Source organism: Stutzerimonas sp. (genome assembly GCF_982611455.1).
Genome location: NZ_CEXBBO010000014.1, coordinates 14,510 through 33,688 on the forward strand (window position 1 = coordinate 14,510; position 19,179 = coordinate 33,688).

Below are 19,179 nucleotides of genomic sequence, written 5' to 3' on the forward strand. Positions count from 1 at the left end.
GAACAGTCTGTAACAACTGAGAGGTTCCTTGCATGTGTGGCATTGTCGGCATCGTCGGTAAGTCGAACGTCAATCAGGCGTTGTATGACGCGCTTACCGTACTGCAACACCGTGGGCAGGATGCAGCCGGAATCGTGACCAGTGATGGCGGCAAGCTGTTCCTGCGCAAGGACAATGGGCTGGTTCGCGACGTCTTCCAGCAGCGTCACATGCAGCGCCTGGTCGGCAACATGGGCATCGGGCATGTCCGTTATCCCACTGCCGGCAGCTCCAGTTCGGCGGAGGCGCAGCCGTTCTATGTCAATTCACCTTACGGCATTACCCTGGCGCATAACGGCAACCTGACCAACGTCGATCAGCTGACCAAGGAAATCTACGAATCCGACCTTCGGCATGTGAACACCAATTCCGACTCGGAAGTGCTACTCAACGTGTTCGCCCACGAGCTGGCCGTGCGCGGCAAGCTGCAGCCCACCGAGGAGGATGTCTTCGCCGCAGTGGCCAAGGTGCACGAGCGCTGTGTGGGAGGTTACGCGGTGGTAGCCATGGTGACCGGTTATGGCATCGTCGGCTTCCGCGATCCCCACGCGATTCGCCCGATCGTGTTCGGTCAGCGCCACACTGACCAGGGCGTCGAATACATGATCGCCTCCGAAAGCGTCGCGCTGGACGTGCTGGGCTTCTCGCTGATCCGTGATCTGGCGCCAGGCGAGGCGGTTTACATCACGTCGGACGGCAAGCTGCATACCCGTCAATGCGCACCGAACCCTCACTATGCGCCGTGCATCTTCGAGCATGTCTACCTGGCGCGTTCGGATTCGCTGATGGATGGCGTTTCGGTATACAAGGCGCGCTTGCGAATGGGTGAGAAGCTGGCCGACAAGATTCTTCGTGAGCGCCCCGACCATGATATTGACGTGGTGATTCCGATTCCTGATACCAGCCGCACCGCGGCGCTGGAGCTAGCCAACCGGCTGGGTGTGAAATTCCGCGAAGGCTTCGTCAAAAATCGCTACATCGGCCGTACCTTCATCATGCCGGGCCAAGCTGCGCGCAAGAAGTCGGTGCGGCAGAAGCTCAATGCCATCGATCTCGAGTTCCGCGGCAAGAACGTCATGTTGGTAGACGACTCCATCGTGCGCGGTACCACCTGCAAGCAAATCATTCAGATGGCCCGCGAAGCGGGAGCGAAGAATGTTTATTTCTGTTCCGCCGCGCCTGCTGTTCGTTTCCCGAACGTCTACGGAATCGACATGCCCAGCGCACACGAACTGATTGCGCATAACCGTAGCACTGAAGAAGTTGCTGAACTGATCGGTGCCGACTGGCTGATCTACCAGGATCTGGCCGATCTGATTGACGCGGTCGGTGGCGGCAAGGTGAAGATCGAGAACTTCGATTGCGCGGTGTTCGACGGTAAATATGTCACCGGCGACATCGATGAGGTCTACTTGCATAAGATCGAGCAGGCGCGTAACGACCTGAGCAAGAACAAGACCGTCGCTGGCAGCGCGATCATCGATCTCTACAACAACTGACAATTCGGCGGCAATGCCGCCTCGGTTCAGGGTGGAAACGACTATGACAATCGACTGGGACGCTGGCCGGCTGGACAGTGATCTGTCCGACGCAGGCATGGATACTCTGGCTGTTCGTGCTGGCCAGCATCGCTCTCCCGAAGGTGAGCACGGCGAACCGCTTTTCTTTACCTCCAGCTATGTTTTTCGTAGTGCCGCTGATGCTGCTGCGCGTTTTGCCGGTGAAGTGCCAGGAAACGTCTATTCGCGCTATACCAACCCGACCGTGCGTGCATTCGAAGAGCGCATTGCCGCCATGGAAGGAGCCGAACAAGCCGTGGCGACCGCGTCCGGCATGGCCGCTATTCTGGCGATGGTGATGAGTCTGTGTTCCGCCGGCGATCACGTGCTGGTTTCGCGTAGCGTCTTCGGCGCGACGGTATCGTTGTTCGAGAAATACCTGAAGCGCTTCGGACTCGAGGTCGACTACGTACCGCTCACGGATGTAACTGCTTGGGAACCGGCTTTCAAAACCAATACCAAGTTGGTCTTCGTCGAGTCACCTTCGAACCCTCTGGCTGAGTTGGTGGATATCGAGGCGCTGGCCAAGCTCTGTCATGCCCAAGGCGCCATGTTGGCGGTGGATAACTGCTTCTGCACGCCGGTGTTGCAACAGCCGTTGTCGCTCGGGGCCGATATCGTCATCCATTCCGCAACCAAGTACATCGACGGACAAGGGCGCTGCCTGGGTGGTGTGGTCGCTGGTCGCGCCGAGCAGATGAGAGAGGTGGTGGGCTTTCTGCGTACGGCGGGTCCGACATTGAGCCCATTCAATGCGTGGGTATTTCTCAAGGGCCTGGAAACCTTGCGGCTGCGTATGCAGGCGCATTGCGCTAGTACTCAGGTGCTCGCCGAGTGGCTCGAGCAACAACCGGGTATAGAAAAGGTTTATTACGCTGGTTTGCCAAGCCATCCGCAACACGAACTCGCCAAACGTCAACAGAAGGGCTTTGGCGCGGTATTGAGTTTCGAGGTGGCGGGGGGCAAGGAGGGTGCGTGGCGCTTCATCGACGCGACTCGGCTGATCTCTATCACTGCTAACCTGGGCGACAGCAAGACGACCATCACCCATCCGGGATCGACCACGCATGGCCGGCTTTCCCCGGAAGATCGCGCGACGGCCGGGATTCGCGACAATCTGATCCGTGTGGCGGTGGGTCTGGAAGACGTGGCTGACCTGAAGGCCGATCTGGCTCGCGGGTTGGCGGCGCTCTGATGCAAGTGCGGCCCGCGAGGGCCGCATTGATCTGCCGTCAATCGCCGGCTGGTTCGAAATTCACCACGAAGCCATCCAGACGCTGTTCGTCGGACAGTTGGTCCCGGAGCCGGTTGGCTTCCTGGCGCTGATCTACCGGCCCGACGAAGACGCGATGCGTGCGTCCTGTCGTTCTCACATAAGCGGCGAAGCCCGCTGTAACCAGTTTCTCCCGCAACGCCATGGCGCTATCGCGGTTCTGCAGACTTGCCAGCTGTACGGACCAGCCCGAACGCACCGACGGCTGCTCCCGGAGTTGGGTCTGTGGCGTAAAGGTCTCCGGTGCACGTTGCGTCGCGGGTGCGCTTGGCACAGCGCTGCGTTGCGCCGGCTCGTTGGAGCGGAGGTCGATTGCCGGGGCAGGTTGCCCCTGGCCATCGAAAAGCCGCTCGGGGGTGGCGGGAAGGATGCTCGGACTGTCCGAATCGGTATCGATGACCCGGATATCGCTGTATTTCTTGCCGGACAACGCAGCCAGTCCGGCGCGATCGCGGATTACCGTTGGCCGCAGAAACACCATTAGGTTGCGCTTGACGTGAGTGTCCTGCGTGGAGCGAAACAGCGCGCCCAACAAGGGGATGTCCCCAAGCAACGGGACCTTTGAATCGGTGCGGGTCACGTCATCCTGGATGAGGCCGCCTAGCACGATCACCTGACCGTCCTCGGCAAGAATGGTGCTTTTGATCGAACGCTTGTTCGTCACCAAGTCGACTGCCTGCGCCGAAAGCGATGCCGATGGCGCAATCGACGAGATTTCCTGTTCGATTTCCAGGCGCAGCGTGGCACCGTCGTTGATATGCGGCACTACCTTCAGCGTCACACCGATGTCCTGTCGCTCGATGGTGGTGAAAGGGTTGTTTGCCCCGGACGAGTCAGTCGTATAACTGCCGGTCTGAAAGGGGACGTTCTGACCGACCAGAATCTCCGCCTCCTGATTGTCCAGCGTCAGCAGGCTCGGTGTGGAGAGCAGGTTGCTCTTGCTGTTGGCGGACAGTGCAGTGATGAGCGCGCCGAAGCTGCGAGTGCCCACACCGATGATGGCACCGTCGGGAAGGTTGCTGGGGATCTCGTCTTCGCTGATCGCGTTGAGCACACTGCCGATCGAGATGCCGGTATTGCCGAAGCTGACGCCGCCGACGCCGCCCGTACTGCCGCGTGCGTCTACCGCCCACTGCACGCCTAGCGCGTCGGTGATATCGCCGGAGACCTCGACAATGGCGGCCTCGACCATGACCTGTGCGCGCGGGATATCCAGTTGACGGACAATCGATTCCAATGTGCCGATCAGTTCAGGGTCGGCGAGCATTACCAGTGCGTTGAGGCTCTCGTCGGCGCGAATGAGAATGTTCTGTGGCCTTCCACCTTGTGCTTCGCCGTCAATAGGCGTGGCGAGCCCCTCCGAAATATCGCCGAGCGTCTCTGCCAGCGATTTTGCGTCGTTGTGGCGCAGGCGGATGACCCGTGTATTGGCCGATCGGGTGCTGGGCGTGTCGAGCGTTTTCGCCAGGCTGGCTAGCTTCTGCCGTGCTTGTCCCGGTCCTGTAAAGATGAGGCGATTGGTGCGTGAATCGGCGATGATCTGAGCGCCGGCGGTGTCCCTGGCTTCGCCACGAGCCAGCGTGTTGCGCAACACTTCGGCGATATCCACGGCCCAGCCAAATTGCAGGTCCACCACGCTGTGGTCGCCGGTTTGGGCGCGATCGAGTTGGCGAACCAGATCCTCGATGCGCGCAATATTCGCGCTGCGATCGCTGATGATCAGCGCGTTGGCAGAGGCGACCGCGGCGAGGTGGCCATACTGCGGAACCAGCGGTCGAATCAGTGGAATCAGCTCGGTCGCAGAGGTGTGCTGGACTTGAATGACCCGGGTTTCCAGCAGATCGCCGCCGGTCGGCCCGCCGCCCGCTTCCGATTTCGCTTCGGCGTTTGGCACAATTCGCGCAACCTCCCCCTGGGTGAGCACGCTGTAGCCGTGAGTCGCCATCACTGAGAGGAATAGCTGATAGACCTCGGACAATGAGAGCGTGGTCGACGACACCACGCTGACCTGCCCTTTTACTCTTGGATCGACGATGAATGTCTGGCCAGTCAACTGGCTGATTTGATCGACGAAGGCACGGATATCCGCGTCCTTGAGGTTGATCGTCCAGCCGTCCTGTTGAGTTTCGCTCGGCTCAATTCCTGGATCAGCTGCCAGCAGCGGTAGGGGGGCGGCAAGCAGGCCGGCAGCGAGCAGTACAATGAGCGGGCGGGAGGAAAAAGGCAGCATCGGTCAGTTATCTTCCGTGGGCGGTTCATTGGAGGGCATGTTCTCTGGCGGGCTGTTAGTCCCTTCCATTTGTTGGCGAAGCGCTTCCATCTGTTGTTGCAACATTTCCGCCTGCGGGTCGAGTTGATCCATTTCTGCAGGTTCACTGTAGTCCGGCAGGTTGTCGGGCACGGCAGTAGCGGAGCGGGTGCTCGGAAAATACAGGCTTTCGATTCGGCCGCCGCGCTGTATCTCTACCCTATCCGGATGAACGCTTTGCAGTACCACACCCGATTCCAGTTGCTCATCGACCCTATAAAGCTGTGGCGGCTGGCCGCTCAACTGGATGATTGCCGTGGAGCGAGCAGGGTCGGCATGAACGAAGCTGCCGAGCAAGGTTAGATCAGAACTCGATGTACCGGGTGCATAGCTTTGGCTGGCCGCTGTTCCGAACAGGCTTTCCATGCGCTGCAAGTCGGGCACGACCCCCGCAGGTTGGCCGCTGTCAGCCGCGGTTTCCGGCGGCGTCTGGGCAAGTTTTAGCCATCCACTGATCTGGCCAGCCAAGTAGAGGCCGAAGAGCACGACGATAGCCGCACTGGCGATCATCGGCGCGTGCTGGCGAACTTTGTGCACTGCTGCGGGGGAAGCCAAGCTAGGCACTCCGTGAAGCTAAATGAAGATGACCATGACCGATGGTCCAGACTTCGAGGCGTCCTCTCAATCCAAACTGAGGCCATGACGAGCAAGTACCTGAGTATGCCAGTGCAACTGACTGTTTTTCAGGCAAAAGGTGCCCGGCTGGCGGTGAATCCCAAGCGTGCTTGCAAGTGACCGTTATTTCTATGAAAAAAACGCTACTGGCTGTTGACTTGATTCTGGTGGATGCGTAAATTGCGCGCCTCGCAAGGTGATCAGTCAGTTGTATCAACGATTGGCTGCTGCTTCACCGCAGGACTTGCGAATCGGACGAAAGTCCGGCCGACGCGCAGCGGTAGTTCAGTCGGTTAGAATACCGGCCTGTCACGCCGGGGGTCGCGGGTTCGAGTCCCGTCCGCTGCGCCATATTCGCTTCTGGTCATCTGAACGACCGGAAGTCTCGTTAAAAGCGGCCATATGGCCGCTTTTTCCGTTTTTAGTCCCGCCGTTTTACCTGCTACATAGACTCCTAAGCCAGAAAATTGCTGTTCTGGCGCTATCGATTCGTTACGGTACGTTTTCTCATCATCCATGAGGCACTTCCGCCCGACATCGTAGGCGGCAAACCCCCTCGTTCCTATAGTCGCCCGGACTGCATGCTGCGTTGGCTGACGTGCGCCGGAGCCACCTGACACGCCCATTCTTTTCATCCGCTTTCGGCTGGTCTGCGTCAATCTGTTACGGGGCGCGGAGCGCACCCTTGTGTTTCCCTGTTGTCTGTAAATGCGTGATGACATCAATGAGCCAGGGGCAAGCGGCTACTGACGAGGGGTTTTTAATGTTCGGTTTGGAAGCTCTCGAGCTTGCGCGAATCCAGTTCGCTTTCACCATCTCCTTTCACATCATTTTTCCGGCGATCACCATCGGGCTGGCCAGTTTCCTCGCCGTGCTGGAAGGGCTGTGGTTGAAGACCAAGCGTCAGGTGTACCGCGATCTCTATCATTTCTGGCTGAAGATATTCGCCGTCAACTTCGGCATGGGTGTCGTTTCCGGCATCGTCATGGCCTACCAATTCGGCACCAACTGGAGCGCCTATTCGGAGTTCGCCGGTAGCGTCACCGGACCGTTGCTGGCCTATGAGGTGTTGACCGCGTTCTTTCTCGAGGCCGGCTTTCTCGGCGTCATGCTGTTCGGCTGGAATCGCGTCGGTGCCGGGCTGCACTTTTTTTCGACGCTCATGGTGGCGGCCGGCACGCTGCTCTCCACGTTCTGGATTCTTGCTTCGAACAGTTGGATGCATACGCCGCAGGGGCACGAGATCATCAATGGCATCGTGGTTCCGGTGGACTGGTTCGCCATCATCTTCAATCCCTCGTTTCCTTATCGCCTGACGCACATGGCGATCGCGGCGTTCCTGGCCACGGCATTTCTCGTTGGGGCTTCTGCAGCCTGGCATTTGCTGCGCGGCAGAAACAACCCGGCGGTCCGCAAGATGTTTTCGATGGCGATGTGGATGGCGCTGCTCGTCGCGCCAATCCAGGCGGTGGTTGGAGACTTCCATGGTCTCAATACGCTGGAGCATCAGCCGGCCAAGATAGCCGCGATGGAAGGACATTGGGACAATTCGTCGGGCGAGGCGACCCCGCTGCTGCTGTTCGGTTGGCCGGATATGGAGCGTGAAGAGACGCGCTTCAAGGTGGAAATTCCCTATCTGGGTAGCCTGATCCTCAAACACAGCCTGACCGAGCCGATTCCGGCGCTCAAGGATTTCCCGCCTGAAGACCGGCCCAACTCGACCATCATATTCTGGACGTTCCGGGTCATGGTCGCGCTGGGCTTCTTGATGATCCTTACTGGTTTGTGGAGCCTCTGGCTGCGGCGCAGCGGAAGGCTATACGAATCTCGACCGTTCCTGCGTTTGGCGCTGTGCATGGGCCCGTCTGGACTCGTCGCGATATTGGCCGGCTGGTTCACCACCGAAGTCGGCCGTCAGCCTTGGGTGGTCTACGGGGTGATGCGCACCGCGGACGCCGTCTCCAACCATGGCGCCGAACAGATCGGTTTGACCCTGGCGATGTTCGTGCTGATCTACTTCGCAGTCTTCGGCACCGGTTTCGTTTATGTGCTGCGCCTGATCGCCAAGGGGCCGGTAACTAACGAGGGCAACGAGAAGGGGGCCGGTGGACCCGGGGAAAAACGCACGCCGATGCGACCGCTTTCCGCCGCCGACGAGGCGATGCCCCACGACCGTGGCGACCAACTGGGCGAGAGGAATTGAACATGGGTATCGATCTTTCGCTGATTTGGGCCGTCATTATCATTTTCGGCATCATGATGTACGTCGTGATGGATGGCTTCGACCTGGGCATCGGCATTCTTTTTCCGTTCCTGGCCGACAGCTCCGAGCGCGACGTGGCGATGAATACCGTGGCACCGATCTGGGACGGCAACGAAACCTGGCTGGTGCTTGGCGGCGCCGGGCTATTCGCTGCGTTTCCGCTGGCCTATTCGGTGGTGCTCTCGGCACTGTATCTGCCGATCATCTTCATGCTCATGGGGCTGATTTTCCGCGGCGTTGCCTTTGAGTTCCGCTTCAAGGCGAGCGCGGCGCGTCAGCATATCTGGGACAAGGCGTTCGTCGGCGGTTCGCTGGCGGCGACCTTCTTTCAAGGTGTCGCTCTGGGTGCCTTCATCGATGGTTTCCCGGTGGTTGATCGCGCCTATGCCGGTGGGCCGCTGGATTGGTTGACGCCGTTTTCCATGTTCTGCGGTCTGGCCTTGATCGCCGCCTACGCGTTGCTGGGCTGTACCTGGCTGATCATGAAAACCGCTGGCGATCTACAGAAGCGGATGCACGATATCGGTATTCCGCTGGTTTGGGCGGTCCTGGCAGTGACCGGCATCGTCAGCATCTGGACACCACTGACGCACCCGGACATAGCCGAGCGCTGGTTCAGCATGCCGAATCTGATCCTCTTCATGCCAGTACCAATCCTCGTGCTGCTGTGCACCGTCGGGTTGCTGCGATCGATCGCACGCTACGCCCATTATTCGCCGTTCCTGTTTACCCTGGCGCTGATCTTTCTAGGTTACAGCGGCCTGGGTATCAGCCTCTGGCCGAACATCATCCCGCCGTCGGTGAGTATCTGGGATGCCGCCGCGCCACCACAGAGCCAAGGCTTCACGCTGGTTGGCGCGCTGCTGATCATTCCGCTGATCTTGATGTACACCGCATGGAGCTATTACGTGTTCCGCGGCAAAGTCAGCGCCGAAGATGGCTACCACTGAGTCTGTCCCGTCATGGAGCCTCGCATGCAGAAAAAGCACGAAAGCAGTGCGTCTGGACCGAAGCCGCTATGGAAGCGAATGACCTGGCTGGTAGTGATCTGGTCCGCCAGTGTGCTTGCGCTTGGTGTGGTCGCCTGGCTGTTGCGTCAGTTCATGACCGCCGCTGGTCTGTCGACGCCTTGAACACCTGAAGGGTTCAGGGGTGAGGCTACAACCCGGGCTGAATTGGCAAAGCAAGGCCAATTGCGGCGTTCACGCTTTCTTCATATGCGTCCGTTAGTCTTTTTGGCATGGTCTGTGTTAGCCAACAATGACCCTTAATAGAGGACGTTCCGATGGACGACTATCAAGATGAAATTCTCGAATGGCACGCGGCAGAGCAGGACGGCCCTGAGCCTGCCGAAGACGCCTTCGAGCTTTGATGTCACCCGGCTTGCCGCTGTGCGCGCCGGTATTCGCCGGGCGTCTGTCCACTCCAGCGCTTGAATGCACGCTGAAAAGCCTCCGCCGAGGAGAATCCGAGTAGCCAGGCGATTTCGCCGAAAGCCGATTCGGTATCGCGGATGTAGGCCATTGCCAGGTCGCGTCGCGTGTCATTGAGGATCGCCCGATAGCTGGTGCCTTCTTCTTCCAATTTACGTCGCAGCGTCCAGGGCGGAAGCTGCAGACGACTGGCGATCTGTTGCAGGTCCGGCTCCTGGCCCTTGAGCATCGGTCCCAAGAGTTGCGTTACCCGCTCGTGCAGGCTGCGAGTTCGGGTGCGCTGCTCCAGCTCCGCTTCGCAGAGTTCCAGCAGCTGGCGCCAGGTGCCGGGGCAGTGCTCGGGGTTGCGCAATGCAAGCGTGGCCTTGTCCAGCCGAAGTTGATTGTGCTCGGCATTGAATACCACGGGTTTGGCGAAAAACGCCTCGTAGCGCGCCGCGTAGTCGGGTCGGTCGAATTCGATCTGAACCGCGGCAGGCGACAACGGGCATGCCGCGACCGCCCCCAACTGAGTAATCCAGCTGGCCAGCACGGTATCGACGACGAATCGGTTGTAGCTGTTGTATGGGCTGATCGAATAGAACCTCAACCAGGCCCCTTCGGCGTCCTCGTGAAATCCTGAGGCGCCGCGGTAGTTGGATGCATACAACGGCTCGTAGCGTATCAACGCGCGAGCCGCTTCACGGACTGTCGGCGCTTGGGTCGAAGTGATACCGACCAGGCCGAGATGCCCGGCTTTGCGCAGCCCGCCCATTTCCAGCCCCAGGCCCGGATCGCCAGTCATCTGCATGGCCGCGTGACCGAGACGCATATAACGCGGGATCGATAAACGGGCACGCGGCTCGGAGAGGCGTGCCAGATCCAGGCCGTAGGCTTCCAGCAGTGGTTGTGGGTCGATCTGCCTTTCCTGCAGCGCGCTGCTCAGGCTGTGCACGAACCCTACCGAGAGGTCACCGAGCCGTACTCGCTGTCGGTTCATTACCGCTCCGGCAGCCAGAGGTTGTTCAATTGCACGGGCTCACCGTGATTGTGCCGTGTAGGTCTGTGAGGCGAGCCGACCAGATTCCAAGGCAGCCCGAGCGTATGTACTTCCATGCGTGGCAGCTCTGTTCCCATTGGGGCGTGGGTTGCGCAAGTATTGGATGGATCGTCTCGTGCGCCTGGCACAGCGAGCAGTTCGGCATCGGCTGGAGCGGAGCGGGTATAGCCATCGCAGCCGATCAGCACGGCTAAGCGACCAGCGGGCGTCTGCAACGAGGGGGAAGGCTTTTTGTCGGGAGCTTCGCTGTAACGCCGCTCGTACCGGCTAAGTGTCATTTTGTATTGCAACGGCGCGATTGGCTCTCCGTCCGGGGCGAAGCTCAAGCTGACCTGCCGGAGCGGACCGTCTCCGAGCTGCAAGCGCCCGTCCTCCAGGCGAGGCTCCGGAAGCACGATGGAGCCGGCAACCAACGTCACGCTGTAGTCCCTTGCGAGGCCGCCGAAGATGAGTTGGTAGTCATCGGCCATCTGTCGCGCCTTGATCTTCAGCACGGCTTCGGTGCGGCGATCGTCGCCTTCGTTATCGAACAGCGCACGCAGGTAATCCCAGGGATTGCTCAGCGCCATCCACTGCATCGCATCGCGCAGGGTACGGGCCTGCTGAACCTCGGGTTTCTCGCCGAGGGCGAAGAGCCCGGTCCCAACATGCTCGGGCAGCACGACAACCGTGCGCGAGGTCAACAGCCCGGCATTGCGCGCCTGGTTGAGGTAGGTGGCGAACTTCAGACGCAGTCGTTCTCTGCTTTGGTAATCGGCCGGCATCAATCGGGTTTCGATCCCGAGTAAATTGCCGGTGGCTCTCGGTTGCCCCTGGGTGCTGATCGGCAGAGTGCGTAGGTCCGATAACAGCGGGCCGCTGCGCCGATCGCGCGTCCAGTCGAGGTAGATGATCATTGCGGCAAGGGTGAGTACCGCCAGGCCGAGCAGCTTGCTGTGGGTGCGCATGACAAGGACGTTTAATGAGTATGTCGAGAGACTAGGCATCTGCTGTTCGATTGCCAAGTTCTTTGTGCTTTAGGGTCAGAGACTTGTCAGTTTTGATCATTGAGCGCTCGATGACGCCTGTTTATCTTCGCGCAATAGCGACCACGGCCCGACGAGGCGTGGCGATCCTACCGTTGAATACCGGCACAAACGCCCGTGCTGCCTGATCGAGGAACGAACATGACTGCCTTTCCGCACCTGCTGGCCCCGCTGGACTTGGGCTTCACCACGCTGCGCAACCGCACGCTGATGGGCTCGATGCATACCGGCCTCGAAGAAATGCCCAACGGCTTCGAGCGCATGGCGGCGTTCTTCGCCGAGCGCGCTCGCGGTGGTGTTGGCTTGATCGTCACGGGTGGCGTGGGTCCCAACGAGGAAGGCTCGGTGCGTGCGGGAGCGGCCAAGCTATCCACCGCGGAAGAAGCCGAAGAGCACAAGATTGTTACCCAGGCCGTGCACGAGGCGGGCGGTAAGATCTGCATGCAGATTCTCCATGCCGGTCGTTACGCCTACAGTCCAAAGTTGGTCGCGCCGAGCGCCATCCAGGCACCGATCAACCCGTTCACGCCGCGTGAGCTGGACGAAGAGGGCATCGAAAAGCAGATCCGAGACTTCGTCAATTGCGCCAGCCTGGCCCAGCGGGCCGGCTACGATGGCGTCGAAATCATGGGTTCGGAAGGCTACTTCATCAACCAGTTCCTGGTTGCTCACACCAATCATCGCAATGATCGCTGGGGTGGCAGCTACGAAAACCGGATGCGCCTGCCAATCGAAATCGTTCGCCGCGTGCGGGAGGCGGTGGGGCCGGCATTCATCATCATCTTTCGCTTGTCCATGCTCGACCTGATGGAAGGCGGCAGTACCTGGGATGAAGTAGTGATATTGGCCAAGGCCATCGAACAGGCCGGTGCTACGTTGATCAACACGGGCATCGGCTGGCACGAGGCGCGCATTCCGACCATCGCCACCAAGGTGCCGCGTGCGGCCTTCACCAAGGTGACGGCGAAGCTGCGCGGCGAGGTCGGCATTCCGCTGATCACGACGAACCGCATCAATACCCCGGAAGTCGCCGAGCAGGTGCTGGCCGAAGGCGATGCCGACATGGTCTCCATGGCGCGACCCTTCCTCGCCGATCCGGACTTCGTCAACAAGGCGGCGGCTGATCGCAGCGATACCATCAATACCTGTATCGGCTGCAATCAGGCCTGTCTCGACCACACCTTCGGCGGCAAGCTGACCACGTGCCTGGTCAATCCCCGCGCCTGCTACGAGACCGAGCTGAACTATATTTCCACCGCGGCGGTGAAGAAAATCGCCGTGGTTGGTGCGGGCCCGGCTGGCTTATCGGCGGCCACGGTCGCGGCTGAGCGTGGCCATCAGGTAACGCTGTTCGACTCGGCAAGCGAAATCGGTGGCCAGTTCAACATTGCCAAGCGCGTGCCGGGCAAGGAAGAGTTCTACGAAACTCTGCGCTACTTCAACAGTAAGCTCCAGAGCACAGGCGTCGATCTGCATCTGAATACCCGCGTCAGTGCTACCGAGCTGCTGGCTGGCGGCTTCGATGAAATTATTCTCGCCACCGGTATCGCACCACGTACACCGGAGATTCCAGGAATCGAGCATCCAATGGTGATCAGCTATCTCGATGCCATTCTGCAGCGTAAGCCGGTCGGTCAGCGCGTCGCGGTGATAGGCGCTGGCGGCATCGGCTTCGACGTCTCGGAGTTCATTACCCACAATGGCCGGTCGACCAGCCTGGACCGCGAAGCATTCTGGGAGGAGTGGGGCATCGATCTCGGGTTGGAGGCGCGCGGCGGTGTCGCCGGGATCCAGCCGGCACCGCATGCGCCGGCGCGCCAGGTGTATCTGCTGCAACGCAAGAAATCCAAGGTCGGTAACGGTCTGGGCAAGACCACCGGCTGGATTCACCGGACCGGTCTGAAGAACAAACAGGTGCAGATGCTCAGCGCCGTGGAATATCTCAAGGTCGATGACGAGGGGCTGCACATCCGAGTTGCCGAAGGCGAGCCGCAATTGCTGCCAGTGGACACGGTGATCATATGTGCCGGGCAGGATCCGTTGCGTGAACTGCAGGCCGAGCTCGAGGCAGCCGGCCGCCAAGTGCATCTGATCGGTGGCGCGGATGTTGCCGTCGAGCTGGATGCCAAGCGCGCAATCAACCAGGGTTCACGCCTTGCGGCCGAGATCTGAGTTTCCAAGCCCCGCTCCGAGCGGGGCTTCTTAATAGGAGCACCGCATGAGCACATCTCTATCCTTGCAACCCGCCGCAGCTGCCAGCCTGCAACGTTGGCATCGAATGATCGAGACCCTTGATCTCAGCCGCCTTTTCGAGCTGCTCCACCCGCAGGCAGTATTTCGCTCACCGATGGCTTACAAACCATACGAAGGGGCGGCGGCGGTCAATCTGATCCTCAACACCGTAATCGAAGTCTTTGAAGATTTCGTTTATCACCGAGAGCTGGCCAGCGCCGACGGCATGAGCGTAGTGCTGGAGTTCAGCGCGCGTGTCGGTGAACGGCAGCTCAAGGGCATCGACATGATTCGCTTCGACGAGTCCGGGCTGATCACCGATTTCGAAGTCATGGTGCGCCCCATGAGCGGACTGCAGGCGCTCGGCGAAGAAATGGCGAGGCGCTTGGCACCTCAGCTTGCAGCACTGAAGCCCCGACCGGCGTAATCCCAACCCTGTCACAGTTTGCTGGCGGCGCCTCTTCGGGTAGCTCCGTACGCCAAGGTCGCTGCCAACCCAGTCACATTGCCGGTTTCGTTTTTTCCCCTAAACTTGCGCCGACCATGGGATAGCGGCGATGCGTTTGTTGTCCTGAAACTCGCTGGCCGTTCAAGCTGTTGAGGATGCCGAGCATGCAAAAAAAACCGCAGACGGTCGAAGCCGTGTTGTTCTTCAACGATGGCGGCGTCTGCAAGGAAATGCTTTATCCGGAATTCGAGGCCATGCTCGATGGCGTGGTGAGCATGCCGGAGTTCGCCGATCAGCAAATGCGTGTCGCCTATGTCCTGGTCAACACCCGCCTGCAGATACGTGCGGCGGTGTTCTTTTATCTCGATTTCAACGAAGACGGTTCGGCCGACACTGGCTGGAACATTCCGCTGCGCAATCTGGCCGAGCGCACCGGACGCGGACCGGATCTGGGCGCCGGGCCGATTCGCCTGGCCTGCCGCAGCCAGTGCCCGGTGTCCTGGCACCAGATGCACCTGTGGGACCCGGAGCTGACCCAGGGCAAGAACCACTTTGTCATGTTGCGTGATCGGATCAAGCGCAATCAACTGGGTCTGCTGGTCGAAGACGAAGCGCCTCAGACCGTGCCTACCGAGCGGTTGCAGATGGTTGCCGAAGAAACCTGGTACGCGCCTGACCCGGCCAAGGAAGTCGCCACCCGGCGAGCTGAAAAGCTCGAACAGGAGCAGCGCCTCAAAGCCGCCCAGCTCATCAAACAGCAGCGCTTGCGCATCGCCAGCCTTGAGCAACAGCGCGAAGCCGATATCAACAAGCTGCGTGAATGGGCCGCGCAACAGCAGGCCAAACTGCAGGACGAAATTGCCCAGTTGCGCCTCGATCTACGCCAGCAGGAACAACTTGCGGCCGAATGGCGTGTACAGCTAAGCGTCCAGGCCGAGGGCTTCCAAAAGAATCGTGAAGAGATGAGCCAGCAACTGCGCGTCCTGGAGCAGAACGGTCGCGCCGAAGCTGATGCCGCACGTGAGCAGTTCGATAGCGAGATGCAAGCGCAGATCGCAGCAGCGGTCGCCGAATACAAGGAACAGGTGGCGATCCGTGACGTGGAGCTGGCCTACCGCAACGAATTGGATAGCCAGTTACAGGATGAAATCGAACAGCTTCAGAAGCAACGTGATGCGCTTGCCGAGCAGAATGGCGATCGGGTGCTGGAGCGGCTTTCACACATGGGCGTACTGTTCATGGCCTACCATCCTGGTGCCGGCCACCTGACCATCCCTCTGCAGGACATGACGCGCTATCAGCAGAATCCTCTGGCATATGCCGCTGCCAAGTGCGGCGTATCCGAAGAGCAGTACGGCCAATGGGTCCAGCATTATCAACAGCCCAGCTGCATTGCGACGCTTTCCAGCGGGGAGCGATGCAGCATGCCGCTAGACAAAGTCGATTCGCCTGGCCGCTTCGTCATCGGTGAGTCCAACTGCTGTGCCAGGCATCGATCGCAGGGCCGGTTGCGTACCGGTAGCTGACGCGCTTGCCTGCGATCCCATCCAATTTCCCCGAGCTAGTGACAGCACCGCTGCAGCCCATCGACCTGCCCTGGCTGCAGCGTGCTGGCGTACAAGTCGCGGTGCTGCGCCTGGACCTGGTCGATCCCGAGCTGTCTGGCAACAAGTGGTTCAAACTCTCCCATCATCTTCACGCAGCGCATGCGGCCGATGCGTCGGGGCTTATCAGTCTCGGCGGACCGCATTCCAATCATCTTCACGCATTGGCGGCAGCTGCAAGGCGCTTCGGTCTGGCCAGCGTCGGTTTGTTGCGCGGCAACCCACAGCTGACGCCAACCATAGAGGACCTGCAAGGCTTCGGCATGCAACTGCATTGGCTGGGCTTCGGCGGTTACCGCGAGCGGCACCAACCAGGCTTCTTCACACCCTGGCTTGAACGATATCCGAATCATTACTGTGTGCCTGAAGGCGGAGGGGGGCTTTCTGGGGCCCTGGGTTGTGCACCGCTGGTGGCTCATGTGCAGGAACAGCTTGCGGCCCTCGGCTGGGATGATCATGACGGCTGGTGGCTGGCAGTCGGGACCGGCACGACGCTGGCCGGGCTCGTCATCGGTGAGGCGGAACAGACGCGGCGCCCGGTTCATGGTGCGCTGGCCGGCCCTTCATCTCACGGCGTGGCACAAGAAGTCTGCAGGCTGTTGAAGGAGGTTGGAATCACTGATGACGGTTATCAGCTGTTCGATGCGAGCCGCGGTGGTTTCGGCCGTTTCGACGAGCCGCTCGCGCGATTGCTGCTGGAAACCGAGCGTGCAACCGGGCTGCCGTTGGAACCGGTGTACACGGCAAAAGCGATGATGGCATTGCGCCTTTATGTAGAGCGCGGTTATTTTGCCAGGGGTATGCGGCTCATCTTCGTGCACACCGGTGGCCTCCAAGGCCGACGAGGTGCCCAGGCACAGCTGGACGAGCTGCTGCGCTGACCTACCGTTTTCTGGAAACCTGGATGAACAAGCCGCTGCTTCACGATCAGTTACGTAGTCTGATTCCGCTCAATGCGCTCTCGCCCCGCCGGGTCCAGGAACTTCGTGACCAGCTTACACCCCGGCCGCTGCTCGCCGGCGAGCTGCTGTTCGGTGACGATACAGAGACTGGATCGAGCTATTTCCTGCTTGCGGGTGCCTTGTCCATGCAGGGCCCGGACGGCGAACAGCGGCGCATGGTCGCTGGTTCCCCGGAAAGCTGCCACGCGTTCAATGCCGGCACGCGGCTAAGCAATGTGCGAGCCCTGGAGGATTCCAGCGTGCTAGCGCTCGATAGCGCCCAATTGTGCCGCTTGCTGTCATGGCATCAGGCCAATGCCGATCTGCTGCTGGAACTGGCGACCGTTGGCGAGCTGACGGACTGGCTCGAGGAGTTGCTGGAAAATCCGCTGTTCGCCAAGGTGCCGCCAGAAAATGTGCGAGACATGCTGAACAAAATCGAATCGATCGAGTTGCCCGCCGGTCATGTGCTGTTGCGCGAAGGCGAGGTCGGTGATTGCTGTTACTTTCTCAAGAGTGGGCGTGCTGAGGTCATGACCGGCTTCGGTAACGAAGGACAGGTGGTGGCGGAGCTGGATGTCGGCGCCTGCTTCGGCGAAGAAGCGCTGCTGACCGAGCGTCCGCGAAACGCCACCGTGACGCTTCTCGAGGATGCCTGTGTGTTGCGGTTGGCGCGCCAGGATTTTATCGCGCTGTTGAAGGCACCAGTGGTTGCCGAACTCAATCTTGCCGAGGCGAGCGACTTGATCGTCAGGGGCGCGCAATGGCTGGATGTCCGGTTGCTCGACGAATATCAGCACGGGCACGCGCCACAAGCGCTGAACATGCCTCTGCACCTGTTGCGCCTCAAGGTCCGCTTGCTTAAACAGGACCGGATATATCTGTGCTATTGCGACAGTGGCAAGCGCAGTGCCAGTGCGGTATTTCTGTTGACCCAACTGGGCTTCACTGCCTATTCGTTGCGTGATGGCCTCGATGCGCTGCCCATGGATGAATATGCCACCTTGCTATGTGAGCAGGGCAGCGGCTACTTGGCGCGCTCCGGCGGACGCACCGAACGTAGCGGCTGATCCCGGCGCGCTTAAAGCAATGTTGCGAGCGCCCAGCCTGCGATACCGCCGAGCAGCACCACTAGCCAGGGTGGTAGCTTCCAGACCATCAACGCGACCAGCGCGATCAGCGCCAGAGCGAAGTCGCCGGGGCCGAAGATTGCATGGGTCCAGACCGGGTCATACAGGGCGGCCAGCAGCAGGCCGACCACCGCAGCGTTGACCCCGCCCAGTGCCGCCTGCATATGGCGGCTGGCGCGCAGCCGATCCCAGAAGGGCATGACGCCGAATACCAGCAGAAACGACGGAATGAATACGGCGATCAAGCACACGGCTGCGTTTGCCAGGTTGCCGTTGCTGCCGCTCATCGAGGCCCCAAGAAACGCGGAAAACGTAAACAGTGGGCCTGGCACCGCCTGTGCCGCACCGTAGCCGGCTAAAAAGGTGTCATTGTTGACCCAGCCGTTGGGTACCACCTCGGCCTGTAGCAACGGCAGCACGACGTGGCCGCCGCCGAACACCAGCGCGCCGGCGCGATAGAACGTGTCGATCAGTGCCAGCGACTGGCTTGTTGAGAGGGCGACCAGCGCGGGCAGTCCAATCAGCAATGCAAAGAACAGAATCAGAAACAAGCTGGCTGTCGCGCGGCCGACACGGGGCTGGAACGGCAACGACGATGAGTTCATGGTTGGACGAAACAGGAGCAACCCGACCATCCCTGCGATAACGATAATTCCGAGCTGTGCCCAGACGGTAGGCAATACCAGTACGGCGCAGGCCGCAGCCAGCGCAACGGTGATGCGCGTCCCGTTGGTGCAGAGGTTGCGCGCCATTCCCCATATGGCCTGGGCCACGACCGCTACCGCGACGATCTTCAGGCCATGCAAGAGCCCATCCGGCAAGGCGTCGCCCCAGCTAGCAATGCCCATCGCGAACAGTGTCAGAGCGATCGCCGAAGGCAGCGTAAAACCGGCCCAGGCGGCTAACGATCCACTGTAACCGCCACGCAGCAGGCCAATACCAATCCCGACCTGGCTGCTGGCCGGCCCGGGTAGAAACTGACAGAGCGCCACCAGGTCGGCATACCCCGGCTCATCCAGCCAGCGCCGGCGAGCGACGAACTCTTCGCGGAAATAACCGAGGTGGGCGATCGGGCCGCCAAAAGAGGTCAGGCCCAGGCGAAGAAACACCAAGAAGATGGTCCAGGTGCTTGAACGCAGTAATTGGTCTGAATGGACTCGGGTTGAGGACATCTGTCGGCTGTTCACGTTTCCAAGAATTTCGACATCGCTGGCGCGATGAAGTGTGGAGGATGCAGATGACGGTTTGGCGACGAAAGGAACGGCTTCTC

The 19,179-nt window shown here is 60.2% G+C and carries 15 protein-coding genes and 1 tRNA gene; 11 read left to right on the plus strand and 5 right to left on the minus strand.

The window, feature by feature from the left end; all coding sequences use genetic code 11:
• The first annotated feature begins 32 nt into the window (after positions 1 to 32).
• Together purF and AC2LD7_RS10480 are read left to right on the plus strand one after the other, a co-directional pair.
• Positions 33 to 1,538, plus strand: a complete 1,506-nt coding sequence (gene purF / locus AC2LD7_RS10475; RefSeq protein ID WP_484597677.1) for an amidophosphoribosyltransferase — start codon at positions 33 to 35, stop codon at positions 1,536 to 1,538.
• A 43-nt stretch (positions 1,539 to 1,581) separates the two neighbouring features.
• Positions 1,582 to 2,793 carry an O-succinylhomoserine sulfhydrylase gene (locus AC2LD7_RS10480; RefSeq protein WP_484597678.1) on the plus strand — a complete coding sequence of 404 codons (1,212 nt, stop codon included), beginning with the start codon at positions 1,582 to 1,584 and terminating at the stop codon, positions 2,791 to 2,793.
• A gap of 37 nt (positions 2,794 to 2,830) precedes the next feature.
• Here AC2LD7_RS10480 and gspD read toward each other — a convergent pair whose 3' ends face one another.
• Complete coding sequence (gene gspD / locus AC2LD7_RS10485; protein ID WP_484597679.1) at positions 2,831 to 5,101, minus strand: type II secretion system secretin GspD; 2,271 nt, start codon at positions 5,099 to 5,101, stop codon at positions 2,831 to 2,833.
• 3 nt (positions 5,102 to 5,104) lie between these two features.
• Positions 5,105 to 5,734: a type II secretion system protein N gene (locus tag AC2LD7_RS10490; protein WP_484597680.1), complete on the minus strand. Its 630-nt coding sequence runs from the start codon at positions 5,732 to 5,734 to the stop codon at positions 5,105 to 5,107.
• A gap of 334 nt (positions 5,735 to 6,068) precedes the next feature.
• Between AC2LD7_RS10490 and AC2LD7_RS10495 the strand changes: the two genes are divergently transcribed.
• From AC2LD7_RS10495 to AC2LD7_RS10510, 4 genes are all read left to right on the plus strand, one after another.
• Positions 6,069 to 6,145, plus strand: a tRNA-Asp gene (locus AC2LD7_RS10495).
• A gap of 412 nt (positions 6,146 to 6,557) precedes the next feature.
• Positions 6,558 to 7,997 carry a cytochrome ubiquinol oxidase subunit I gene (locus AC2LD7_RS10500; protein ID WP_484597681.1) on the plus strand — a complete coding sequence of 480 codons (1,440 nt, stop codon included), beginning with the start codon at positions 6,558 to 6,560 and terminating at the stop codon, positions 7,995 to 7,997.
• A 2-nt stretch (positions 7,998 to 7,999) separates the two neighbouring features.
• A complete protein-coding gene (gene cydB / locus AC2LD7_RS10505; RefSeq protein ID WP_484597682.1) occupies positions 8,000 to 9,007 on the plus strand; it encodes a cytochrome d ubiquinol oxidase subunit II in 1,008 nt (335 codons plus the stop codon).
• A gap of 24 nt (positions 9,008 to 9,031) precedes the next feature.
• Positions 9,032 to 9,190: a DUF2474 domain-containing protein gene (locus AC2LD7_RS10510; protein WP_484597683.1), complete on the plus strand. Its 159-nt coding sequence runs from the start codon at positions 9,032 to 9,034 to the stop codon at positions 9,188 to 9,190.
• Positions 9,191 to 9,431: 241 nt separating this feature from the next.
• Here AC2LD7_RS10510 and AC2LD7_RS10515 read toward each other — a convergent pair whose 3' ends face one another.
• Positions 9,432 to 10,469, minus strand: a complete 1,038-nt coding sequence (locus AC2LD7_RS10515; RefSeq protein WP_484597684.1) for an AraC family transcriptional regulator — start codon at positions 10,467 to 10,469, stop codon at positions 9,432 to 9,434.
• On the minus strand, positions 10,469 to 11,476 hold the full coding sequence (locus AC2LD7_RS10520) for a carbon-nitrogen hydrolase family protein (RefSeq protein WP_484597685.1): 1,008 nt from the start codon (positions 11,474 to 11,476) through the stop codon (positions 10,469 to 10,471). Before AC2LD7_RS10520 ends, AC2LD7_RS10515 begins: the two co-directional genes overlap by 1 nt.
• 219 nt (positions 11,477 to 11,695) lie before the next feature.
• Between AC2LD7_RS10520 and AC2LD7_RS10525 the strand changes: the two genes are divergently transcribed.
• From AC2LD7_RS10525 to AC2LD7_RS10545, 5 genes are all read left to right on the plus strand, one after another.
• The gene (locus AC2LD7_RS10525; protein ID WP_484597686.1) at positions 11,696 to 13,726 is read left to right on the plus strand and encodes an oxidoreductase; all 2,031 of its coding nucleotides are present in this window, start codon (positions 11,696 to 11,698) and stop codon (positions 13,724 to 13,726) included.
• A gap of 46 nt (positions 13,727 to 13,772) precedes the next feature.
• Complete coding sequence (locus AC2LD7_RS10530; protein WP_484597687.1) at positions 13,773 to 14,213, plus strand: nuclear transport factor 2 family protein; 441 nt, start codon at positions 13,773 to 13,775, stop codon at positions 14,211 to 14,213.
• Positions 14,214 to 14,398: 185 nt separating this feature from the next.
• On the plus strand, positions 14,399 to 15,760 hold the full coding sequence (locus AC2LD7_RS10535) for a chromosome partitioning protein ParA (RefSeq protein WP_484597688.1): 1,362 nt from the start codon (positions 14,399 to 14,401) through the stop codon (positions 15,758 to 15,760).
• Between the two features lie 5 nt (positions 15,761 to 15,765).
• Entirely contained in the window at positions 15,766 to 16,719 is a 954-nt protein-coding gene (locus tag AC2LD7_RS10540) for a 1-aminocyclopropane-1-carboxylate deaminase/D-cysteine desulfhydrase (RefSeq protein WP_484597689.1), read from the plus strand.
• A 23-nt stretch (positions 16,720 to 16,742) separates the two neighbouring features.
• Positions 16,743 to 17,849, plus strand: coding sequence for a cyclic nucleotide-binding domain-containing protein (locus tag AC2LD7_RS10545; protein WP_484597690.1), 1,107 nt, complete (start codon positions 16,743 to 16,745; stop codon positions 17,847 to 17,849).
• An 11-nt stretch (positions 17,850 to 17,860) separates the two neighbouring features.
• On the opposite strand, the gene chrA is transcribed toward AC2LD7_RS10545, so the two are convergent.
• Positions 17,861 to 19,081, minus strand: a complete 1,221-nt coding sequence (gene chrA, locus AC2LD7_RS10550) for a chromate efflux transporter (RefSeq protein WP_484597691.1) — start codon at positions 19,079 to 19,081, stop codon at positions 17,861 to 17,863.
• Positions 19,082 to 19,179 lie beyond the last annotated feature (98 nt).

Coding starts and splice junctions, on each gene's coding strand:
- purF (WP_484597677.1), top strand. CDS start 33: ATGTGTGGCATTGTCGGCATCGTCGGTAAGTCGAACGTCAATCAGGCG.
- AC2LD7_RS10480 (WP_484597678.1), top strand. CDS start 1,582: ATGACAATCGACTGGGACGCTGGCCGGCTGGACAGTGATCTGTCCGAC.
- gspD (WP_484597679.1), bottom strand. CDS start 5,101: ATGCTGCCTTTTTCCTCCCGCCCGCTCATTGTACTGCTCGCTGCCGGC.
- AC2LD7_RS10500 (WP_484597681.1), top strand. CDS start 6,558: ATGTTCGGTTTGGAAGCTCTCGAGCTTGCGCGAATCCAGTTCGCTTTC.
- cydB (WP_484597682.1), top strand. CDS start 8,000: ATGGGTATCGATCTTTCGCTGATTTGGGCCGTCATTATCATTTTCGGC.
- AC2LD7_RS10510 (WP_484597683.1), top strand. CDS start 9,032: ATGCAGAAAAAGCACGAAAGCAGTGCGTCTGGACCGAAGCCGCTATGG.
- AC2LD7_RS10515 (WP_484597684.1), bottom strand. CDS start 10,469: ATGAACCGACAGCGAGTACGGCTCGGTGACCTCTCGGTAGGGTTCGTG.
- AC2LD7_RS10520 (WP_484597685.1), bottom strand. CDS start 11,476: ATGCGCACCCACAGCAAGCTGCTCGGCCTGGCGGTACTCACCCTTGCC.
- AC2LD7_RS10525 (WP_484597686.1), top strand. CDS start 11,696: ATGACTGCCTTTCCGCACCTGCTGGCCCCGCTGGACTTGGGCTTCACC.
- AC2LD7_RS10530 (WP_484597687.1), top strand. CDS start 13,773: ATGAGCACATCTCTATCCTTGCAACCCGCCGCAGCTGCCAGCCTGCAA.
- AC2LD7_RS10535 (WP_484597688.1), top strand. CDS start 14,399: ATGCAAAAAAAACCGCAGACGGTCGAAGCCGTGTTGTTCTTCAACGAT.
- AC2LD7_RS10545 (WP_484597690.1), top strand. CDS start 16,743: ATGAACAAGCCGCTGCTTCACGATCAGTTACGTAGTCTGATTCCGCTC.
- chrA (WP_484597691.1), bottom strand. CDS start 19,081: ATGTCCTCAACCCGAGTCCATTCAGACCAATTACTGCGTTCAAGCACC.